Source organism: Vibrio sp. Vb2880 (assembly GCF_033337975.1).
In the GTDB taxonomy this organism is placed as follows: domain Bacteria; phylum Pseudomonadota; class Gammaproteobacteria; order Enterobacterales; family Vibrionaceae; genus Vibrio; species Vibrio alginolyticus.
Genome location: NZ_JAWORT010000018.1, coordinates 87,705 through 108,178, shown reverse-complemented (window position 1 = coordinate 108,178; position 20,474 = coordinate 87,705). Strand labels below are relative to the sequence as shown.

Genomic DNA, 20,474 nt, shown 5'->3' with positions numbered 1-20,474 from the left:
TTTAAAATACAAAACGCCCGATGAAGTACATCGAGCGTTTTAGTTAAAAAGTGTCAACCCATATCAGGACGGGTCACACACATTAAAAGGCTAGATTTTTACCGCCAATTTAACACCTTGACGAATCGCACGCACAGCATCAAGTTCACCCGCATGGTCAGCTCCGCCAATGATATGAATCTTCTCTCCAAGTTCAGACCATTTATCTTCAAACGGACGTACAGACTCTTGCCCAGCACAAATGATAACTTTGTCTGCATTAAGTACCTGCGCGCTTCCGTCTACATGAATGTGCAAACCTTGATCATCAATTTTATCGTAAGACACGCCGCCGACTAAATGTACGCCCCGTTTTTCAAGGGTACGTTTATGGATCCAACCTGTCGTTTTACCCGGACCTTTACCTACACGACCTTTACGACGCTGAAGTACCCAGACTTCTTTATCGCTGACCGCATCAGGGTAAGGGTATAAACCGCCCGGCTGAGACATCTCCTTGTCGATTCCCCATTCATGCAACCAGTCATCCAACGTTTGTCCAACTGGCTCTGTAAGCATGGTCGCGACATCTACGCCAATGCCACCAGCACCAACGATAGCCACTTTCTCACCGACTGGCGTTTTGTCTCGAATGAGAGTTTGATAGTCGACGACTTTCTCTGGGTTATCAATTCCATCAATATTGACTTTACGTGGCTCAACACCCGATGCCATCACTATCTCATCGTATTCTGTGAGTAAGTCATAGTTCGCTTCCGTCGATAAGTGCAGATTCACGCCTGTTTCATCAATACGGTTAGCGAAATATCGTATCGTCTCTCGAAACTCTTCCTTACCAGGGATCTGCATCGCAAGACGGAACTGACCACCGATGCGGTCGTTCTTTTCGAACAAATCAACCTTATGGCCACGTTCAGCCAGTGTGGTCGCACAAGCCAAGCCCGCAGGTCCAGCACCAACAACTGCAATGTTTTTCTTTTTAAAGGCTGGTTCAACAACAATTTCGGTTTCATAGCACGCTAGAGGGTTCACTAAGCAACTGGCGCGCTTACCTTTAAACACGTTATCTAGACACGCCTGATTACAACCAATACACGTATTAATAAGCTGCGCTTTTTCCTGTTCGGCTTTAGCAACAAAGTAAGGATCGGCCAAGAATGGGCGCGCCATCGAAACCATGTCGGCATGACCTGAAGATAAAATACGTTCTGCTTCATCTGGCGTATTTATACGGTTGCAAGTGATAATAGGAACCGAAACGTGAGGTTTAACTTTTTCCGTAACCCATGTAAACGCACCGCGTGGTACTTGAGTCGCAATTGTCGGAATTCGAGCCTCATGCCAACCGATACCCGTATTAATAATCGTGACGCTAGCCTCTTCAAGTGCTTTCGCCAATTCGATAACGTCTTCAAAAGTGCTGCCCTGCTCGACAAGATCCAGCATAGAAAGACGGAAGATGATGATGAACTTGTCACCTACCGCCTTGCGTACCGCTTTAACAATTTCTAGCGGAAAACGCATACGTTTTTTATAGCTGCCACCCCATTCGTCGTAACGCATATTAGTACGTTTACATAAGAATTGGTTTATCAAGTAACCTTCCGAGCCCATTAACTCGACGCCATCATAACCAGCAAGCTGTGCTAACTCCGCACTATTAGCAAACGCGTCGATGGTTTTCTTTATCTGGCGGTCGCTCATTTCACTCGGAGCAAACTTTGCAATTGGCGCTTTAATGCCAGATGCACTTTGCGAGAATGGATGCATTGCATAACGCCCAGCATGGAGAATTTGCAACGCAATTTTACCACCGTGCTTGTGCACCGCTTCTGTCACAACTTTATGGGCTTTAGCATGTTTTGGCTTGCTGAATTCAGCACTCAACGGGTGTAAACGACCGCGTAAGTTAGGAGAAAAACCTCCGGTTACAATCAGTCCGACACCGCCTTTCGCGCGTTCTTCATAAAAAGCAGCGAGCTTCTGTAATCCTTCTTTGTGCTCTTCTAAGCCCGTGTGCATTGATCCCATCAGAACTCGGTTTCGTAATTGTGTGAAACCGAGATCCAGTGGCTTTAATAGGTTTGGGTACATGGCAGACATCACTTAACATCCATTGTTATTATCATGGTCTGACCAGATTAAGCCTGCTCAACCAAAAAATCAAACAAGCGTTTACATTTTTGTAACACCGATCAATCTCGTGTGAAAATATGCCAATTGTTGAGTGGTCGTGATAAGCTAAAAAAATGTTATCTTTTGAGATCTTAGAGATAAGAACCCATACTTTGTTAGACTCGGCGTAACTATCTCGTTATGGAGACAAGATGAAAAAACTCTTCAAATTTATTGGTTTGATATTTAAAGGGATATGGAAAAGTATCACTTTCATCAGACTCGCACTGGCAAACCTAATTTTCTTGCTGATGATTGCCGTTTTCTACTTTGCCTTTACTTATACCGGAGACGGTCAACCTGTCGTCGAAAAAGAATCGGCATTGGTGATGAACCTTTCAGGCCCAATTGTCGAACAAAGACGTTATGTAAACCCAATGGACTCTTTTGCTGGTTCCCTTTTGGGTAATGAGTTACCGAAAGAAAACGTCCTTTTCGATATCGTTGATACTATTCGCTACGCGAAAGACGATCCTAAAGTATCTGGATTAGTGCTAGCACTGCGAGACATGCCAGAAACAAATCTCACGAAACTACGTTACATCGCGAAAGCGTTGAACGAATTTAAAGCGTCAGGCAAACCCCTTTACGCCGTAGGTGATTTCTACAACCAAAGCCAATATTACTTGGCAAGTTACGCCGATAAAGTTTATCTGGCACCTGATGGTGGTGTATTGATTAAAGGTTACAGCGCTTACTCAATGTACTACAAAACGTTACTTGAAAAGCTTGACGTTTCTACTCATGTTTTTCGCGTAGGTACTTATAAATCCGCTATCGAACCGTTTATTCGTGATGACATGTCCGATGCGGCGAAAGAGTCAGCAACACGTTGGGTTACTCAATTATGGAGTGCTTTTGTTGATGACGTAACAACAAACCGAAACATTGATGCGAAAGTGCTTAATCCAACCATGGATGAGCTGATTAACGAGATGAAGTCTGTAAATGGCGATATTGCTCAGCTCGCAGTCAAATTGGGACTAGTGGATGAACTCGCGACACGCCAAGACATTCGCACTCTATTTGCAAAACAGTTTGGTAGCGACGGCAAAGACAGCTACAACGCGATTGGTTACTACGACTACCTTGCAACGATTCGTCCTGATTACACACTACCTCAACACGACATCGCCGTTGTTCTAGCCAGTGGCGCGATTATGGACGGTCAACAACCTCGCGGAACTGTTGGTGGTGACACGGTCGCAAGCTTGCTGCGTCAAGCACGCAATGATGAAAAAGTGAAAGCGGTCGTGTTACGAGTAGATAGTCCAGGAGGCAGTGCCTTTGCTTCTGAAGTGATTCGTAACGAAGTAGAAGCTCTGAAGCAAGCAGGTAAGCCGGTTGTTGTATCCATGTCGAGTTTGGCCGCTTCTGGTGGTTATTGGATTTCAATGAGCGCAGACAAAATCGTTGCTCAGCCAACAACCCTGACGGGCTCCATTGGTATATTTAGTGTCATCACCACGTTTGAAAAAGGCTTTAGCAAGTTAGGTATTAATACTGATGGCGTTGGCACATCGCCGTTCTCAGGTGACGGTATTACCACTGGCCTTTCTGAGGGCGCGTCTCAAGTGTTCCAATTAGGTATCGAACACGGTTACAAGCGCTTTATTTCTCTAGTTGGCGAGAATCGCGATATGTCTCTAGAGGAAGTTGACAAAGTTGCTCAAGGTCGAGTTTGGACTGGCCAAGATGCACTATCCTTTGGTCTTGTCGATCAAATGGGTGACTTTGATGATGCTGTAGAGCTAGCGGCGAAACTAGCGAACGTGACCGATTACGGCATTTACTGGGTAGAAGAGCCTCTTTCACCTACTGAACTATTTCTGCAAGAGTTTATGAAACAGGTGAAAGTCTCTCTAGGTATTGATGCAACAAGCTTGCTACCAAAAAGTCTTCAACCCGTAGCTCAACAATTCGAACAAGACGCAAGCTTGCTCCAAAGCTTCAACGATCCTAAAGGTCAATACGCATTTTGTTTGAACTGCCAAGTGCAGTAGTTTTTCCATCAATATTACAAAGGGCACTTCTACTTGAAGTGCCCTTTTTATTAGGCTTTGCATCTCCTCAGATGACTTTCTGATGCTGTGCGTATAGCCTCGCATCTCAAGGTTATTTAGGTATATAATCCCCGCCTCTGTTCCCCTACACGAAAGAAAAAACGATGACTAGAAAACACATCTACATCGCTTACACCGGTGGTACCATCGGAATGCAAAAATCCGACCACGGCTATGTGCCTGTTGCTGGCTTTATGGAAAAGCAATTAGCAAGCATGCCCGAATTCCATCGTCCTGAAATGCCGGATTACACCATCCACGAATACGACCCTCTGATTGACTCATCAGATATGACACCTGCTGACTGGCAGCAGATTGCGAATGATATTCGTGACAACTATGACAAATACGATGGTTTCGTTATTCTACATGGTACTGACACCATGGCGTACACTGCGTCCGCATTGTCTTTCATGCTTGAAAACCTTGGTAAGCCAGTGATTGTAACGGGTTCACAAATCCCTCTCGCAGAGCTGCGTTCTGACGGCCAAGCAAACCTATTAAACGCGCTACATATTGCGGCAAACTACCCGATCAACGAAGTAACTTTGTTCTTCAATAATCAATTGATGCGTGGTAACCGCAGCACAAAATCTCATGCAGACGGTTTTAATGCCTTTACTTCACCAAACCTTCCTCCACTATTGGAAGCTGGGATCAATATTCAAGTTAGCAACAGCGTAACCGTTGGTGCACAACCAGAAGGTGAGTTTAAGGTTCACAACATCACGCCACAACCAATCGGTGTGATCACCATGTACCCTGGTATTTCACACGAAGTTATCCGCAACACGCTTCGTCAGCCCGTGAATGCGATGATTCTTCTGACTTTTGGTGTCGGTAATGCTCCTCAGAACCCTGAACTGCTTGGTCACCTGAAAGAAGCCTCTGAGCGCGGCGTTATTGTCGTAAACCTAACTCAGTGTTTGGCAGGTAAAGTGAATATGGGCGGATATGCCACAGGTTGTGCTCTCGCAGACTCTGGTGTTATCAGTGGCTTTGACATGACGCCCGAAGCGGCGCTGGCAAAACTACACTACCTTCTAAGCCAAAACCTTTCTTACGAAGAAGTAAAAGAGAGAATGCAACAAGTACTGCGTGGTGAAATGAGCCTGTAAGTTCAAGCTTTCTACGATCTAAAAAGCCCAATACAATTTGGGCTTTTTTCTTTCAAAATCAAAATAATAAAATTTTGAGAAATAAGGCGTAAGGATTAATCAATGTTCGGATTGACACGAACAATATCGCTCTCTTCTCCGCTGAATTGTTTTTTAAGCTCTTGTTTTGATTTAAAACTGATTTCACCACCGGCTGCAACCGTCATATGCTGCGCATCAGTATTATGTTTTGATTGATACAACATCACAGCTTGCATACACGAATCTCGCTGCTCTTTAGAAAGTGTTGTACCCTCAGGCCATCTTCCCGTTTCTACTGCATAGACTAAGCGATCATAAACTTCTGGAGTCATCGCTTGTAATAGTTGTTCTGCGTCCATAGTGTACCTTCTTATTACATTCTATTTACAGAACATAACGGGTTAAGAAACTGAGTCAAGAATACGAAAATGAATTGGTGTAACGGATCACAAGCAAAGCCATGAAAAGAACAAACTGGTTACTTCTCAGCCTCGCATGTTTTGCGCTATCGGGCTGTTTTGAAGGTAACGTGACAACCGAAGAGTTGTGCCAAAAAACACCAGAACTGCGTTGCGAGCAGCTCAATATGGATGACGGCCAATGTCGAATTCCAAGAACAAATTTGGTTTGGCATCGGTTTGAGCAATTGAAAAACCCATCAGAGGCCAACCAAATCATCGAATACGGTCTGGTCGCTGAATATAGGAAATGCTTAGAACTCGCCTCCCAGATCACCCCTATTGATCAAAGTGCTCTCAAAAGACAACGCTTTAATGCATTGGTACACAGTATTGATGAGCTAGAGCGCATTGTAAACGAGTTAAAAGGCTCAGAAGACCCGGCTACTTTGTATTTCTTATGGTCTCAAACGGGAGATACTCAAGCTCGGCGCGCATTTTTACAAATGGAAGGGTCTCCCCAATTAAATAATGCTGAGATGCAATATGCATTAGCCACTTTTTATACCAACCGAGATACCAAGAAAACCCTGGAGCTTCTTAATAACGCGTTGTCTTTATCTGATGAAGACAACATCAATCCGGTCATTCTCAAGTCAATGGCAAGTATTCATCAGGGGCTTGGAGACAAAGAGCAAGCGTATCTATGGGCAATGGTCGCGAAGAGATTCGACGTACCGCTTGCTGATGAAAAGCAGCTCCAACGTATGTTCAATTTCAGTCATCCAGAGCGATATAAGCAGTTGGATGAATTAGCCGAATCGGTGGCGAAAGCCATAGAGAAAGGTATCTATTCCCCAACAATGATACCCACTGAGATATAAACGAAAAACTCCCGCAATGAGCGGGAGTTTTTATTTAAGTCGAGCGACACTCAGATCACTGTTGAGCTTGAATCATCCTGAAAGGATAAAACAATCTCGAGCACAATTTTGTCGTTATTATTCTGATTTGTTGAAAATTAACGACACAGAATTAACACAAAAACGCTCTCCTGTGGTCTGTGGGCCATCTTCAAAAACGTGCCCTAGATGGCTATCACACGTTGCACAACGAATCTCTGTACGTACCATTCCGTGACTTAGATCTTCTAAATAGCGCACCGCTTGATCGTTGATAGGCGCATCAAAACTTGGCCATCCGCAGCCAGAGTCATACTTGTTATCAGAGACAAAGAGAGGGGCATTACAACAAGTACAAGCATAAACACCAGTTTCCTTATTATGCAGTAGCTTACCGCTGAAAGGAGGCTCTGTACCTTGCTCTCGGCAAACACGGAACTCTTCATCAGACAGTTGCTCACGCCACTGTTCATCTGACTTCGTCACTTTTTTCCCGCTTTGTTCCACGACTTTCGGCTCCTTATTTACTGTTCTTGGTATTGACTTTTTTAGCAAAAAACTTGCTTCTCTTAACAGTTGTAGCACATACTTTCTCACCAGGACACCATGCGTAATTAATTTGATAAGAGCACTTATCTCACCAGTTATATTACGCCAACTGGGCTGCAGAAGAATCAGTTAAAAGTTTAAAAAACGTACATTTGCAAAGAATTGTTAAAAAAAGCGTCGCTTTTTTTTGACTTTAAACAAGTTAAGTCCGATTATCACTTGCAGATGTTTACTGGATTCTGTAATTTTACTACCAGTTATCTTTAATCAGAAATTAAGTTGTGGAGCAACTATAATGACTATCAAAGTAGGTATTAACGGTTTTGGCCGTATCGGTCGTTTCGTATTCCGTGCAGCGCAAGAGCGCAACGACATCGAAGTAGTAGGTATTAACGACCTTATCGATGTAGATTACATGGCATACATGCTTAAGTATGACTCAACTCACGGCCGTTTCAACGGTACTGTTGAAGTTGAAGGCGGTAACCTAATCGTTAACGGTAAAACTGTACGTGTTACTGCAGAGCGCAACCCTGAAGACCTAAAATGGGACGAAATCGGTGTTGACGTTGTAGCTGAAGCAACTGGTCTTTTCCTAACTGACGAGACTGCACGTAAGCACATCACTGCTGGCGCGAAAAAAGTTGTACTAACTGGTCCCTCTAAAGACGCTACTCCAATGTTCGTTAACGGCGTAAACTTCGACACTTACGCTGGTCAAGACATCGTTTCTAACGCTTCTTGTACTACTAACTGTCTAGCGCCTATCGCTAAAGTTCTTAACGACAAGTTCGGTATCGAATCTGGTCTTATGACTACAGTTCACGCAACTACAGCAACTCAAAAAACTGTAGATGGTCCTTCTGCTAAAGACTGGCGCGGTGGTCGTGGTGCTTCTCAAAACATCATCCCATCTTCAACTGGTGCTGCTAAAGCTGTAGGCGTTGTACTTCCAGAAGTAAACGGCAAACTAACTGGTATGGCTTTCCGCGTACCAACTGCTAACGTTTCTGTAGTTGACCTAACTGTTAACCTAGTTAACGGTGCTTCTTACGAAGACATCTGTAAAGCGATGAAAGAAGCTTCTGAAGGCGAACTAAAAGGCGTTCTAGGCTACACTGAAGATGCAGTTGTATCTCAAGACTTCATCGGCGAAGTTTGCACTTCAGTATTCGATGCTAAAGCTGGTATCGCGCTAACTGACAAATTCGTTAAAGTTGTATCTTGGTACGACAACGAAATCGGTTACTCAAACAAAGTTCTAGACCTAATCGCTCACATCTCTAAGTAATTAGAAAGTTAGCAATTAGCGAATAACTTCGTTAAAGAAAAGGCGGCTCTAGAGTCGCCTTTTTTGTATCTGGAATTTGAGAGAATGCAGGCTCGATGTTGCATTTAATGTGCGAAGCGCGTCTAAAAGCTCTCCCCCAGCGATAGGAAACTACACATGGATTTAAAAACTCTCCCAGCCCTAACGGTGCTATCTGATAACGTCACTATCGTTGAAGTTGATCAGATAAAAATCGTCCGCGTGATTCATGACAAAGCAACGGCAGGCATCTCGCTACACGGTGGTCATGTCGTGTCGTTCACGCCTAAAGGTCAAGAAGATCTGATCTGGATGAGCGAAAAAGCTGTCTTCGATGGTAAAGCTGCTCTTCGCGGTGGCATTCCGGTTTGTTGGCCTTGGTTTGGGCGTATTGCTGCTCCAGCTCACGGCTTTGCCCGCACCGCAGAATGGGAGTTGGTTGAACATCGTGAGAACCATAACGGTGTGATTGTTGAACTTGCTCTGTTCCCGACAGAAGAAATCCACGATATTTGGCCCCATATGTTTGACGCTCGTTTGGTGATTGAAGTGGGCGATGAGGTAAAAGTGACGCTCAAAGTCATGAACATTGATGACGAGGCTTGGACCTTCTCTGGCGCATTACATACTTACCTAAACGTTGGAGACATTAAGCAAGCACAAACGACAGGCATGGGTGCCGAGTACATTGATAGCTTGAAAGCTGATGCGGTATGCCAAGGTGGTAATGTTCTACAACTAACTGACACCATTGATCGCGTTTACACGCAACCAGAAGCGAAAATTTTGGTAAAAGACCCGGTATTGGATCGTACGCTAAGCGTACACAACCAAGGCCACAACTCAGCAGTATTATGGAACCCTTGGGCAGAAGGTGCGCAAAGCATGGGTGACATGGCTGACGATGGTTATCAAACCATGTTGTGTGTGGAGTCTGCTGTTCATGCACCAAGTATTGAGCAAGGTCAAACCCTCCAACCAGGTGAGACACATGAACTTGTCACTGTCATTTCAGCGCAGTAAGAATCACCATATAAAGGCCGGGGATACCCGGCTTTTTTTGTAATAAAAACTCTGCTTAGATGGTCCTATCTTTACTAACTTATTGGTTACTGGTCACTTTTGACGGTTTCATTAATAAATATCAAAAAAATTGATCATATAAACCGATAGCATACCGATACAAAACTCATAAATAATAAAAATATCAGGAATTAGTCTATGTTAGAGAGATACCGAAATCAAAGTGTCGGATTCCAGTTGAAACTGGTGATCACTTTGTGTCTATTCATTGCTTTCAGCAGTATTGCAGCGCTTGTTTACCGCAACGCTTCCGATGTTCTATTGGAAAGCACACTGAAAGAACACCAATCTAAAGTAGAATCAATGGCAAAAACCATTGCTGGCCAATTCGATGCTTACCTGCACACCGCTAAAGTCCTCGAATCTACTTTTCGCAATGGCTACCTTGCCGGTGTCTATGTCGAAAATTACACGGTTGACTTCATGGGACATGAAGTACCAAACATCACTCAATACAGTGAAAGCTTAATTAATGACACCAAGTTGGTCGACAGTTTCACACGTGATACCGGCGCTATAGCAACGCTATTCGCACCATTGGGTGACGACTTTATTCGGGTGTCCACCTCCCTAAAAGATCCACAAGGTCAGCGAGCGGTCGGAACCACGCTAGGCATCAACCATCCTGGTTATCAGCAACTTAAAGCAGGACAACCGTATTACGCTCAAATTAAATTGTATGGCGAGCGCTACATTACCTACTATGCCCCAATCAAAGATGCGACAGGAAAGGTAGCAGGCCTATCGTTTATTGGCTTACCAGTAGACCAAGCGACACAAACCTTATTCGATGCACTCGAAGAGATAAAATGGGGCGACACTGGTTACACCATTATCGTTGATAACGACGAAAACAATCTTGGTAAATACCTACTTCATCCAGCAAAAAGCGGCTCAGATTCGTCAATACTAGAAGTCGCCGACTACAATGGTCACAAGCCTTTTGGCCAGATTTTCGAACAATCTAGTGGATTAATTCGCTACCCTTTCGAGTACCAAGGTAACGTAGGCGAAAAGTATCTTGTCTACACAGAGGTTCCAGGTTGGAACTGGAAACTGCTAGGCGGTACGTTTATCAAAGAAGTTACAAAAGGTAGCGACACGCTTCTCACACTCATTGCCATCATTTCTTCGGTAGCGGCAATCATTACTTTTGTTGTACTGACACTTTTCTTGAATCACAGCTTACAACCTCTCACGACTCTAAACTCATACATGACTCGCTTAGCCGGCGGCGAAGTCAGCTTGAGCATCCCAGCGTCTCGTAAAGCATCAAAGAATGAAATTACGAACCTGAGCTCGGGTGTCGCCAGTATGGCAAGTCAGCTCAATGAACTTGTCGGTAAGATCCGTTCAACAAGCGACTTAGTGGAGAGCAACTCCACCAGCGTTGCCAACGATGCACATAGCAATTTGACCCAAGCCGACCGACAACAACAAGAAGTCGAGCAAGTTGTGACAGCGATTGAAGAAATGGCCTCTTCCGCTCAATCTGTCGCACAACAAGTCGAAAGCATTGCGGAAAACGTACGCTCAGCAAATACCGATAGCCAGTCTGGTCTCGCGATTGTTGAAGGCGTATGTATCGACGTTGCTCAACTTAACGATCAATTGGATCAATCAGCAACGGCTATCGAGCAAGTAAATCGCGATAGCGAGAGTATTCAAACCGTCACTAAAATGATTGATGAAATTGCTGAGCAAACCAATTTACTTGCCTTGAATGCCGCCATTGAAGCAGCACGAGCAGGTGAACAAGGCCGTGGCTTCGCAGTTGTAGCAGATGAAGTGCGCACACTTGCGCACCGAACCCAAAGCTCAGTTCAGGATGTCGTGGAAATTATCGAGAAACTAAAAGGGTCGACTCATAATGCAGTTAATATGATGACAGACAGCCAACGCAGTGCAAACCAGGTCTTGGACAAAGCACAAGACGCGGGCACAGCATTAGAAGCCATCGCAGTACAAGTGCAGTCGATAGCCTCTCAAGCCGACGCCATTGCAGCGACTTCAGAAGAACAAGCTCAAGTTTCACAAGAAATTGCAGCAAATGCCCATTCTATCAGTGAACTTAACCGAGAAAGCCGCAACACGAGCGCAAAAACCTCGCAAAGTGCCATTGAACTTCAACAACAAGCACGAAACTTGAAAGAGCAAGTCGACTTCTTCCACTAATACTTAATAAGAGCCGACCCAGTCGGCTCTTTTTGTTTCACTTGATACCACGCTTTTTGATAGAATTTGCCGCCCTACTTTCTGTTCGAGATCGTCATGAACTATCAATGCCCTCTATGCCACCAAGCTCTAGCGTTAAATGAAAAAACGTTTAAGTGCGAAAACAATCATCAGTTTGACTTAGCAAAAGAAGGCTACGTTAACTTGATGCCAGCGCACCACAAACGTTCTAAAGATCCTGGTGACAACAAAGAGATGATGCAAGCTCGTCGTCGATTCCTCGAAGGAGATTACTACAACCCAATGCGCCAAGAAGTGGCGCAGCTGTGTGCAACATACACTGAGGGGAGCACCCATCAATTATTAGATATTGGTTGTGGTGAAGGTTACTACACAGATCAAGTACAAAAGACGATAGAAACACAAGCGAACCATGCCACGATTTATGGCTTAGACATTTCCAAAGTTGCCATTCGTTACGCGGCGAAGCGTTACACGCACTGCAACTTTAGTGTGGCTTCTAGTCACCGACTTCCCTTCGCAAATGAATCCTTAGATGCCATTTTGCGCATTTATGCCCCGTGTAAAGCTGAGGAGCTGCAGCGCGTTGTAAAAAACGACGGCGTTGTTGTCACGGTTACTCCTGCTAGCCGCCACTTATACCAACTGCGTGAGCGCATTTATCAAGAAGTTCGTCTTCACAATGAAGAACCAGAACATATTGAAGGGTTTGAATTAGAGCACCAGCAGCATCTTAACTATGTTATGGACTTGAAAAACGGAGCCGCAATCGATTTATTGCAAATGACGCCATTCGCATGGAAAGCAACCGATGCTCTTCGTGAAGAGTTGAAATCCGCTACACTTTTCCAATGTGAGGCTGATTTTATGTTGCGTGTATATCGCAAAAAAACACTCAATTAATACGTCAAAAAAACAACAAACGCAAATAGTTATCATTTATATTGATTCATTGCTCAGCCTCCATTAATATCATCCGGACATTTTTGGAGGCTTTTCAATGCGCTTTTCTACTTTGAGCTTGCTCTTTGCAGGCTTACTTACTGGTTGCTCTTCATATACGCACACCAACTCTCACGCAACCTCAGCGGAAGTCACTAGTTTTTACGACTACCAACTATACACCCCTTCTGGCGAGCACATCGCTCTAAGCAAACTGCCAATTGAGCTGCAACAAGCAGATGTCATTCTTATTGGTGAATGGCACACACACGCCGGCATTCATCGCTTTCAAACCGATATGCTCAAACAACTTACGTCCTACGACCGCTCACTCGCGTTATCTATGGAACAATTTACCCGTGACAAACAACCTGTTGTTGACGCTTACCTACGTGGGGAGATCGGCGAACAGTACTTAATGAAACAAGCCAACGCTTGGCCCAATTATCAAAGCGACTATCGCCCTCTCGTGGAGTTTGCTAAGCAGAAAAATCTCCCGGTCATTGCAGCAAATGCACCAAAGAGCATTGTTCGATGCATTGGTCGACAAGGGCTAGATTACATTAACAAGCTCGATGATGATCAGCGGATGTTCATTGCACAAGCCATCAACACTGGTAGTAGTCCGTACAAAGAAAAGTTCATGGCATCCATGCATCACGGTAAGCCAGAGCAGACGGAAAAACAGTTTGCAGCTCAAGTTACTTGGGATGAAACTATGGCGGAATCTATCGTTAGCTACCTAGACGACAACCCAGGCGCTCAGGTTGTCCATGTTGCAGGCAAGTTTCACACCGAGCAAGGGTTGGGTACGGCAGCATCAATCTTAAGCCGCAACCCGAGCTTAAAAGTGGTTGTAATTAGCCCAACAGATAACGTGCTTTCCGATAATACTGACTATCAGTTAGAGGTTCTCGCACCACCAGTACGGTATGTACAAGATGCTCACCGCATGGCGGCATATCAACATCTAACTAAACGCAATAACGATCTTCAATGTAAGTAGCTGGTCTTCAATTTAAGTTACTACCTTGTCGTTGCGTTGCATCATCACACCGCTCCGAGTTCATCGAGTGACAAGGGTCTGCTTCCTGCTGGTCTATTTTTTGCTAATGATCACCAATAGAAACTAGAAGCGGCAAAAGCAGACCTGTTTTTATCCAAATAGCTTCAGAAATAAACTTTGCCGCCGATAAAAATATAACTGCTTTTTACCCGCACTCAGTGACCGAGTGTCGATGTTCCAAGGAGTATTCGATGAATCCAGTAGGAAGCACTTCTGTTAATAGCTATGCCAAACAATCTGTCGCCTCTAAACAAGCAAGTATTGCACAAGAAGAAACTAGTGCTTCGCCGCTGAAAGTCGAACACAATAAGGTGACGCTTTCGACCGAAGGCAAAGCGCTACTTGCCGCTCTGCAACAAATCGAGCACGACAGCAAGAAAATAGAAGCAGAAGATAAATCTGTTGGTGAAAAGGTCGAATCTTTCACGCATGGTGCGCTTGGCATGGATCACCCCGATAAAATCGAGAAAGAAGAGGATGGCTCATATTCTGCGGGTCAATACCTTTCTGCGGCACTTACCGTTGGTGGCATCATACTGGCATTAGTCTGATAACCAGTCTGATAATCGTCACGACAACAAATCCTATTTGAACCAAACACTTACTGCAGCCCATAATTTAATAAGCCAAAGAACGATATGATGCAAACGTAAGTGAATTCGACCGCTCTTGTGGCCCGATAATACATGCTCGTTTATTGCTCCCTAAACTAGGTTTCTTGTGAAGGCACTGAATGGATAACTTTAGTCCATGCTTTCAACTCCTAAGCGTAATCCAAGCCCACGTTTGTGGGCTTTCTTCTTTCCAAACTAACGAACGTTAGAGAGCGACTCATTTTTTCTGCAAAACCAAACAAAAACGACAATTTGGTTAAACTTTTATTACCGACACAAAACTTTCATAAATCATTGCTTTAATGCCTGCGCTTTCAATAAACAAGGAAAATATAATGAAGCGCTTAGTATCTCCAATCGTTACGGCAGTGGCTGCATCTACCCTCTCTTTCAACGCACTCTCAGCTGAAATCAAAAACGTCATTTTGATGATCGGCGACGGCATGGGTCCTCAACAAGTTGGTTTACTCGAGACCTACGCAAAACACGCACCTAACTCGGTTTACAAAGGCGAAAGCACAGCGTTATACAAACTCGCTCAAGAAGGTGTGATTGGATCATCACTAACCAATCCAGAAGACGCAATTGTCGTCGACTCTGCGTGCTCAGCTACGATGCTAGCGACAGGAATCCCTACCGCTTCTGAAGTCATTGGCATTGATAGCCAAGGCAACCATGTCGAAACTATTTTGGAAAAAGCCAAAAGTAAAGGTAAGGCAACTGGGCTCGTCTCTGATACGCGTATGACCCACGCAACGCCAGCAGCATTTGCCGCTCATCAACCACATCGCTCCCTAGAAAACAGTATTGCGGCGGATATGCTCGAAACAGGCGTAGACGTGATGATGTCTGGTGGACTTCGTCATTGGATTCCAAAGTCGACAAACGACAAAGGAGAGACATACGAGCAGCTTGAAAAGCTCACTGAAGGAAATGTCTACCTAAAATCGAAACGCAAAGACGAACGCAACTTGCTTACTGAGGCGCAAGACCAAGGTTACAACCTGGCTTTCAGCCGCGATATGCTCGCGCAAGCTAAAGGTGACAAATTACTTGGACTTTTTGCTTACTCGGGCATGAACGATGGTATTGCCTACAGTCAAAGCAAAAACGATCCAAAACGCACGCAGCCATCGCTGAAAGAAATGACCACCAAAGCAATCGACATTCTTTCAAAAGACAAAGACGGTTTTTTCTTGATGGTTGAAGGAGGCCAAATTGACTGGGCTGGCCACAGTAACGATGCAGGTACGATGCTGCATGAAATGCTTAAATTCGATGAAGCGGTAAACTCAGTTTATGAGTGGGCAAAAGGCCGTGATGACACCCTGATCATTGTTACTGCTGACCACGAAACCGGCTCTTTTGGCTTTAGCTACTCATCAGCAAACTTGCCTAAACCACAAAAACGCGACGGCGAAGCATTCAAAAATCAGGATTACGCGCCAAACTTCAACTTTGGTCAGTTCGAGATCCTCGATGGTTTATACAATCAAAAGAAAAGTTACTACGGCATGATCAGTGAATTCCAAGCGCTTGATAAGAAAGAGCAAACTCCAGAGAAGTTTGCGGAAGTCGTGAACGCAAATAGCGATTTTTCGATTACGCCTGAGCAAGCAGAACGCGTATTAGCAAGTAAACCAAATCCATACCGACTTGCTGGACACAAATACTTAAGCGAAGAGAACGTACCGGCAATCAATGACTTTGATGCTTTCTTTCCTTACAACGACCGTGGCAACTTGCTAGCGCGTGAGCATGCAACAAAGCAAAACACAGTATGGGGGACGGGTACTCATACGCATACTCCTGTCAACGTATTTGCTTGGGGACCTGCAGAAACTATCCTTCCAGTATCAAAAATCATGCACCACTCGCAACTAGGCGAGTACTTGAAGCAACAAATTAAATAATCAACTTGCACTTACTTCACAACTCGTGATGTTTCAACGCTCTCGCAAGGGAGCGTTTTTTTATGCATGAAAACAGTTGACGTTTTAAATCGTACACCACAATAATTATGGGTCTTTAATTATATGAATAAAGAAAATGTGCGAAATCTTTGCTAAGCAACCCCAAGACAACTATCAGTTCATCACCCGCTCTATCCGTATTGATGGTCACGCGACCAGTGTAAAACTTGAAGCGAGCTTTTGGACAATTCTTGAGGAAATCGCTAGTGCTCAAAACATGACGGTTCCTAAATTCATAAGCACTGTTTATCAAGAAGCACTCGAATACAATGGTGAAGTGAGCAACTTTGCCTCCTTACTTCGATGCGCTTGCCTCACTTACGCCCGCCAACCTCAAGAGACCACTCGCCAAGCACTTGCGCAACTTAACAGTTAATAGCAACCAACCGAGCAATAACCATCCTAGGCTATGCATCCGTATTATAAACCCTTGAGCATCTTCTAATTTGTCGTACTAGAGTACTACCCAGACTCCTTTTGAAATCGCTAACCTATGCGGACTATCAAGGAGTACCTATGACAAAAATGATTCACACCATGATCCGAGTAAGTGATCTGGACCGCTCTCTACAATTTTACTGTGACGTACTTGAACTAGAAGTCGCTGATCAATACATCTTTGATGGCTTTTCTCTAACCTATCTAGCCAACCAAGAAGCTGGCTTTGAATTGGAACTGACGCACAATCACGACCAAAGTGAGCCCTACACTCACGGCTCAGGTTACGGCCACCTTGCCGTCAGCGTGGAGGACATTGAACAAGCCCACAAACGCATTAAATCTCTCGGCATTGAAACTGGTGACATCAAAGCCTTTGACCATCAACAAAAGCATTTAGCAACGTTCTTTTTTGTAACCGACCCTGATGGTTACAAAATTGAGTTCCTGCAACGCCAAGGGCGTTACCTATAACAAAAAGAGTAAACATTATGATTCACTTGACGGCTACCTTTCATGCACAACCGGGAAAAGAACAAGAGTTGAAAGAGGTACTTACCCGAGCGCTTGAACCTACTCGCAATGAAGAAGGTTGCGTTCGTTATCAATTGTTCCAAGATAAAGACAATACATGCCACTTCGTTTTTCAGGAGCAATTTAAAAACCAACAAGCATTTGAGCTTCATGGTAAAACAGAACACTTTGCTCTTTTGATTAGCCAGATCGACAACTTGTTAGAATGCGAGCCGAAACTGGTGTTCTTTAACGAACTGTAACTATAGCGCTAACCGAAGATCAAAAAAGGCACTCTATCTAGAGTGCCTTTCACTAGTTGGGACCTGTGATTAAGCGTCTTGCTTCTCCACCATATGCAAATGCACATCTTGTTGTGGGAAAGGAATCGAAATACCTTCTCGGTCGAAGCGTAGTTTCACCTCTTTTGTCACATCCCAGTATACATCCCAGTAATCATCCGTTTTTACCCAAGGACGCACAATAAAATCTACAGAAGACGTATTTAATGTATGAACTTTGATCATTGGCTCTGGAGTGCGAAGTACCGAAGGGTGAGAGGTAATGATATCAGACAATACTGACTCCGCTTTTAAGAGGTCATCCGCATAGCCAATGCCAAACACCATATCCACGCGGCGAATGCGTTCATGCGTGACGTTCTTAATAACATCTCCCCAGATTTTGCTGTTAGGCACAATAATAATTTGGTTATCAAACGTACGGATTGTGGTGTTCACCAAACTCATATGGCTTACCTTGCCATCCACACCGCCAGCATACACAAAATCACCAACATCAAATGGGCGATAAATAAGCAGCATCATACCCGCCGCGAAGTTGGATAACGTGTCTTGCAACGCGAAACCAATAATCACACCAGCAATACCAAAACCGGTTAGGATTGGCGCTAGGTTCAAACCAAGCTGAGATAAGCCCACCATGATACCGATCACCCACACGAATTTGCCGGACATCGAGATAAAGAAGTCCTGCATCAAGTGGGAAAGTTTTAAGTTTTTCGATGCAACTGCTTTACGGACGACTTTGCGAGTTAACTTAGCCAGTCCGCGAGCGATCAATAAAATCAGCGCAAAAACAAACAACTGGAAGATATGCTGCGGTGCATTCTCGGCAAACCAATCCAGTGCCGAGTTGGACCAGTGACTCAGTATTGACCACACAACTTTGGTATTCAGTAAATCATGGGTGATATTACCCGTCACTTCAAAAATTTGGCGTTTGTATTCAGACGTTTCTAAACCGACTTTATCACCAATTGAAATCAGGTTGCGTAAGCTTTCTGTCGCAATATTTAGCCTTTGTTTAGTAATGAGCTGACTAAGTTGCAACGACGCTTTTTCCGACTCTGGGCTAGACGAAAGTTGGGAGCCAATGATCTCACTTTGCTGACTCAAGTACTCAATAGAAGCAGACAGTAAGCGCATACGTTTATCAATTTTATCTTTTAGTTCCGCTTCTGCGCGCTCGTTTTGGGCCCCTAGCTCCTTCAACCAAGCGAGATTTTGCCAGCTCGAATCGAAGCTAACATCAAGATAACGCTGTAGCTCTCGATAATCATTAACAAGAGCAAGCTTCTCTTCATCCTTAGCCTTATTTAAATCCTCGACGACTTTCTTTATTTTTTCCGATAGATAGTTCGTCGCGTCCTCAGAGTATTGTTCTTGTTTTTTAACTAGCAAGATCAGCTTGTCGCGAGAGATAGTTTCACGTTCAATCGCTGACGCTAACTGGCTTCTTAATTCTTCATTCTTTTGGAATAGTTGCAGTTGAAGGGCATCACGCTCGTCGCCACTCGCTTGCGAGAGGCTTTGGGATAAATCCACAATCTCTCGGTTCAAGTTGTCAATCGAGATTTCGGCAGCAGAAGGCTCTTGGATATCGTCAGTAGCAGTCGCATGAACAGCCATTGGGGAGAACATAATGACGGCAAGTGCGAATAATGTCACCCAAGATGTCAGGCGCAGTTTCTGGGGGAAATGAAACGTCATGTTTACCTCATAGGGAACAATCCTGATCAAAACAATCAGGAATAGAAGTGTAAAGCGTTGAAATCATACTCCTAAGTTTACAACACTAAATAATAAACTGAGCAGCATTTCGTTAGCGAGACGTCAAAGTTGGGAGCCCCAATAGCAAACAAGCCTTTCATTTAATCAATGAAAGGCTTGTTTGTATTCGACTAAGGACGGTTGGGATGATTTAAAATATGGTCTTCCCAATCCACCACATCAATCTCGTAAACAACTTTGTTACGGACACTTTCCCCTGCCGCATGCATTGCGGACTTAGAGCCTGTAATCAACGGATGCCATTCTGGTAAAGGCTGCTTTTCAGCCAACAGACGGTAAGCGCACGTGTGTGGCAGCCAAGTAAAATCGTCGATGTCTTCTCGGGTCAGCTTGGTGCACTCTTCACCCGAAGTGAAACGGTTTGGGTAATCCTTACATGAACACGTTTTACTGTTCAGCCAGCTACAAGCCACATTGGTATAGTAGATTTCATCGGTATCTTCATCCATCAGCTTATGCAAACAACATTTGCCACAACCATCACAGAGAGATTCCCATTCCTCTTCTGTCATCTGCTCTAACGATTTACTTTGCCAAAATGGAGTGCTCATACTTCAGGTCTCACCAAGGGAATTTAGGGGGCGATTTATACTCTTCTCAACGCAAAAGTTCAAGTTTTGAGAAGATCTTGCATCCTTCCCACATAACGGTGGAGATATTCAACTACTTTCGTTTTACTGTTCTATCCTTAAACAAGTTTCCATTACTCAATTGATCAAGAAGGCATTAAGGAGTTTTCATGGGTATTATTTCTTGGATTATTTTGGGCTTAATCGCCGGCGCACTTGCTAAATGGCTCATGCCAGGAAAAGATGGGGGCGGTTGGATTGCAACAATGTTACTTGGTATTGCAGGGGCATTTGTAGGTGGCTTCCTTGGCGACATTCTCGGTTTCGGCGGAGCAACTGGCGTCAACATTGGTAGTATCATTACCGCAACACTAGGCGCATTTATTCTGTTGTTTGTTTATAACCGTTTCTTAAAATAATCACGATGATTTAAAAGCAAAAAACCAAAAAGG

Annotated in this window: 19 protein-coding genes; 14 read left to right on the top strand and 5 right to left on the bottom strand. The window is 44.2% G+C overall.

Features of this window, described 5'->3' with window-relative positions:
* Positions 1 to 90: 90 nt before the first annotated feature.
* Complete coding sequence (locus R7M92_RS18305) at positions 91 to 2,103, bottom strand: NADPH-dependent 2,4-dienoyl-CoA reductase (protein WP_318133944.1); 2,013 nt, start codon at positions 2,101 to 2,103, stop codon at positions 91 to 93.
* 224 nt (positions 2,104 to 2,327) lie between these two features.
* Here R7M92_RS18305 and sppA point away from each other — a divergent pair, with 224 nt between their 5' ends.
* The gene (gene sppA, locus R7M92_RS18300; RefSeq protein WP_170893557.1) at positions 2,328 to 4,178 is read left to right on the top strand and encodes a signal peptide peptidase SppA; all 1,851 of its coding nucleotides are present in this window, start codon (positions 2,328 to 2,330) and stop codon (positions 4,176 to 4,178) included.
* Positions 4,179 to 4,342: 164 nt separating this feature from the next.
* On the top strand, positions 4,343 to 5,356 hold the full coding sequence (gene ansA / locus R7M92_RS18295) for an asparaginase (RefSeq protein ID WP_017635822.1): 1,014 nt from the start codon (positions 4,343 to 4,345) through the stop codon (positions 5,354 to 5,356).
* A gap of 95 nt (positions 5,357 to 5,451) precedes the next feature.
* Here the strand turns inward: ansA and R7M92_RS18290 are convergent, their stop codons facing one another.
* On the bottom strand, positions 5,452 to 5,736 hold the full coding sequence (locus R7M92_RS18290; protein WP_005380700.1) for a YeaC family protein: 285 nt from the start codon (positions 5,734 to 5,736) through the stop codon (positions 5,452 to 5,454).
* Positions 5,737 to 5,837: 101 nt separating this feature from the next.
* On the opposite strand from R7M92_RS18290, the gene R7M92_RS18285 reads away from it, so the two are divergent.
* Positions 5,838 to 6,659 carry a DUF2989 domain-containing protein gene (locus tag R7M92_RS18285; RefSeq protein WP_053306675.1) on the top strand — a complete coding sequence of 274 codons (822 nt, stop codon included), beginning with the start codon at positions 5,838 to 5,840 and terminating at the stop codon, positions 6,657 to 6,659.
* Between the two features lie 117 nt (positions 6,660 to 6,776).
* On the opposite strand, the gene msrB is transcribed toward R7M92_RS18285, so the two are convergent.
* On the bottom strand, positions 6,777 to 7,184 hold the full coding sequence (gene msrB, locus R7M92_RS18280; RefSeq protein ID WP_005380698.1) for a peptide-methionine (R)-S-oxide reductase MsrB: 408 nt from the start codon (positions 7,182 to 7,184) through the stop codon (positions 6,777 to 6,779).
* 337 nt (positions 7,185 to 7,521) lie between these two features.
* Here msrB and gap point away from each other — a divergent pair, with 337 nt between their 5' ends.
* The 10 genes from gap (at position 7,522) to R7M92_RS18230 (ending at position 17,623) form a co-directional block, all read left to right on the top strand.
* Complete coding sequence (gene gap, locus R7M92_RS18275) at positions 7,522 to 8,517, top strand: type I glyceraldehyde-3-phosphate dehydrogenase (protein ID WP_005380697.1); 996 nt, start codon at positions 7,522 to 7,524, stop codon at positions 8,515 to 8,517.
* Between the two features lie 156 nt (positions 8,518 to 8,673).
* On the top strand, positions 8,674 to 9,558 hold the full coding sequence (locus tag R7M92_RS18270) for a D-hexose-6-phosphate mutarotase (RefSeq protein WP_318133941.1): 885 nt from the start codon (positions 8,674 to 8,676) through the stop codon (positions 9,556 to 9,558).
* Between the two features lie 198 nt (positions 9,559 to 9,756).
* On the top strand, positions 9,757 to 11,793 hold the full coding sequence (locus R7M92_RS18265) for a methyl-accepting chemotaxis protein (RefSeq protein WP_033907353.1): 2,037 nt from the start codon (positions 9,757 to 9,759) through the stop codon (positions 11,791 to 11,793).
* 96 nt (positions 11,794 to 11,889) lie between these two features.
* Positions 11,890 to 12,717 (top strand): 23S rRNA (guanine(745)-N(1))-methyltransferase, encoded by an 828-nt coding sequence (gene rlmA, locus R7M92_RS18260; RefSeq protein ID WP_005380691.1) that lies wholly within the window; start codon positions 11,890 to 11,892, stop codon positions 12,715 to 12,717.
* Between the two features lie 97 nt (positions 12,718 to 12,814).
* A complete protein-coding gene (locus tag R7M92_RS18255) occupies positions 12,815 to 13,762 on the top strand; it encodes a ChaN family lipoprotein (RefSeq protein WP_138939548.1) in 948 nt (315 codons plus the stop codon).
* 251 nt (positions 13,763 to 14,013) lie between these two features.
* Positions 14,014 to 14,373, top strand: coding sequence for a hypothetical protein (locus R7M92_RS18250; protein WP_005380688.1), 360 nt, complete (start codon positions 14,014 to 14,016; stop codon positions 14,371 to 14,373).
* A gap of 398 nt (positions 14,374 to 14,771) precedes the next feature.
* The gene (locus R7M92_RS18245; protein WP_318133939.1) at positions 14,772 to 16,349 is read left to right on the top strand and encodes an alkaline phosphatase; all 1,578 of its coding nucleotides are present in this window, start codon (positions 14,772 to 14,774) and stop codon (positions 16,347 to 16,349) included.
* 136 nt (positions 16,350 to 16,485) lie between these two features.
* Positions 16,486 to 16,785 (top strand): ribbon-helix-helix domain-containing protein, encoded by a 300-nt coding sequence (locus tag R7M92_RS18240; protein ID WP_213960456.1) that lies wholly within the window; start codon positions 16,486 to 16,488, stop codon positions 16,783 to 16,785.
* Between the two features lie 140 nt (positions 16,786 to 16,925).
* Positions 16,926 to 17,321: a glyoxalase superfamily protein gene (locus R7M92_RS18235; RefSeq protein WP_213960455.1), complete on the top strand. Its 396-nt coding sequence runs from the start codon at positions 16,926 to 16,928 to the stop codon at positions 17,319 to 17,321.
* Between the two features lie 17 nt (positions 17,322 to 17,338).
* Positions 17,339 to 17,623 (top strand): putative quinol monooxygenase, encoded by a 285-nt coding sequence (locus R7M92_RS18230; RefSeq protein WP_005384942.1) that lies wholly within the window; start codon positions 17,339 to 17,341, stop codon positions 17,621 to 17,623.
* 69 nt (positions 17,624 to 17,692) lie between these two features.
* Here the strand turns inward: R7M92_RS18230 and R7M92_RS18225 are convergent, their stop codons facing one another.
* On the bottom strand, positions 17,693 to 19,372 hold the full coding sequence (locus R7M92_RS18225; RefSeq protein ID WP_005380681.1) for a mechanosensitive ion channel family protein: 1,680 nt from the start codon (positions 19,370 to 19,372) through the stop codon (positions 17,693 to 17,695).
* Positions 19,373 to 19,563: 191 nt separating this feature from the next.
* Positions 19,564 to 20,004 carry a YcgN family cysteine cluster protein gene (locus tag R7M92_RS18220; protein ID WP_005384948.1) on the bottom strand — a complete coding sequence of 147 codons (441 nt, stop codon included), beginning with the start codon at positions 20,002 to 20,004 and terminating at the stop codon, positions 19,564 to 19,566.
* 188 nt (positions 20,005 to 20,192) lie between these two features.
* On the opposite strand from R7M92_RS18220, the gene R7M92_RS18215 reads away from it, so the two are divergent.
* Positions 20,193 to 20,441, top strand: a complete 249-nt coding sequence (locus R7M92_RS18215; RefSeq protein ID WP_222712446.1) for a GlsB/YeaQ/YmgE family stress response membrane protein — start codon at positions 20,193 to 20,195, stop codon at positions 20,439 to 20,441.
* Positions 20,442 to 20,474 lie beyond the last annotated feature (33 nt).

Bases quoted from the DNA above. Each gene is read 5' to 3' on its own strand.
- R7M92_RS18270 (WP_318133941.1), top strand. From the start codon at position 8,674: ATGGATTTAAAAACTCTCCCAGCCCTAACGGTGCTATCTGATAACGTC.
- rlmA (WP_005380691.1), top strand. From the start codon at position 11,890: ATGAACTATCAATGCCCTCTATGCCACCAAGCTCTAGCGTTAAATGAA.
- R7M92_RS18240 (WP_213960456.1), top strand. From the start codon at position 16,486: ATGTGCGAAATCTTTGCTAAGCAACCCCAAGACAACTATCAGTTCATC.
- ansA (WP_017635822.1), top strand. From the start codon at position 4,343: ATGACTAGAAAACACATCTACATCGCTTACACCGGTGGTACCATCGGA.
- R7M92_RS18220 (WP_005384948.1), bottom strand. From the start codon at position 20,004: ATGAGCACTCCATTTTGGCAAAGTAAATCGTTAGAGCAGATGACAGAA.
- R7M92_RS18225 (WP_005380681.1), bottom strand. From the start codon at position 19,372: ATGACGTTTCATTTCCCCCAGAAACTGCGCCTGACATCTTGGGTGACA.
- R7M92_RS18255 (WP_138939548.1), top strand. From the start codon at position 12,815: ATGCGCTTTTCTACTTTGAGCTTGCTCTTTGCAGGCTTACTTACTGGT.
- R7M92_RS18245 (WP_318133939.1), top strand. From the start codon at position 14,772: ATGAAGCGCTTAGTATCTCCAATCGTTACGGCAGTGGCTGCATCTACC.
- R7M92_RS18285 (WP_053306675.1), top strand. From the start codon at position 5,838: ATGAAAAGAACAAACTGGTTACTTCTCAGCCTCGCATGTTTTGCGCTA.
- R7M92_RS18235 (WP_213960455.1), top strand. From the start codon at position 16,926: ATGACAAAAATGATTCACACCATGATCCGAGTAAGTGATCTGGACCGC.
- sppA (WP_170893557.1), top strand. From the start codon at position 2,328: ATGAAAAAACTCTTCAAATTTATTGGTTTGATATTTAAAGGGATATGG.
- R7M92_RS18290 (WP_005380700.1), bottom strand. From the start codon at position 5,736: ATGGACGCAGAACAACTATTACAAGCGATGACTCCAGAAGTTTATGAT.
- R7M92_RS18265 (WP_033907353.1), top strand. From the start codon at position 9,757: ATGTTAGAGAGATACCGAAATCAAAGTGTCGGATTCCAGTTGAAACTG.
- R7M92_RS18230 (WP_005384942.1), top strand. From the start codon at position 17,339: ATGATTCACTTGACGGCTACCTTTCATGCACAACCGGGAAAAGAACAA.
- R7M92_RS18215 (WP_222712446.1), top strand. From the start codon at position 20,193: ATGGGTATTATTTCTTGGATTATTTTGGGCTTAATCGCCGGCGCACTT.
- R7M92_RS18250 (WP_005380688.1), top strand. From the start codon at position 14,014: ATGAATCCAGTAGGAAGCACTTCTGTTAATAGCTATGCCAAACAATCT.
- R7M92_RS18305 (WP_318133944.1), bottom strand. From the start codon at position 2,103: ATGTCTGCCATGTACCCAAACCTATTAAAGCCACTGGATCTCGGTTTC.
- gap (WP_005380697.1), top strand. From the start codon at position 7,522: ATGACTATCAAAGTAGGTATTAACGGTTTTGGCCGTATCGGTCGTTTC.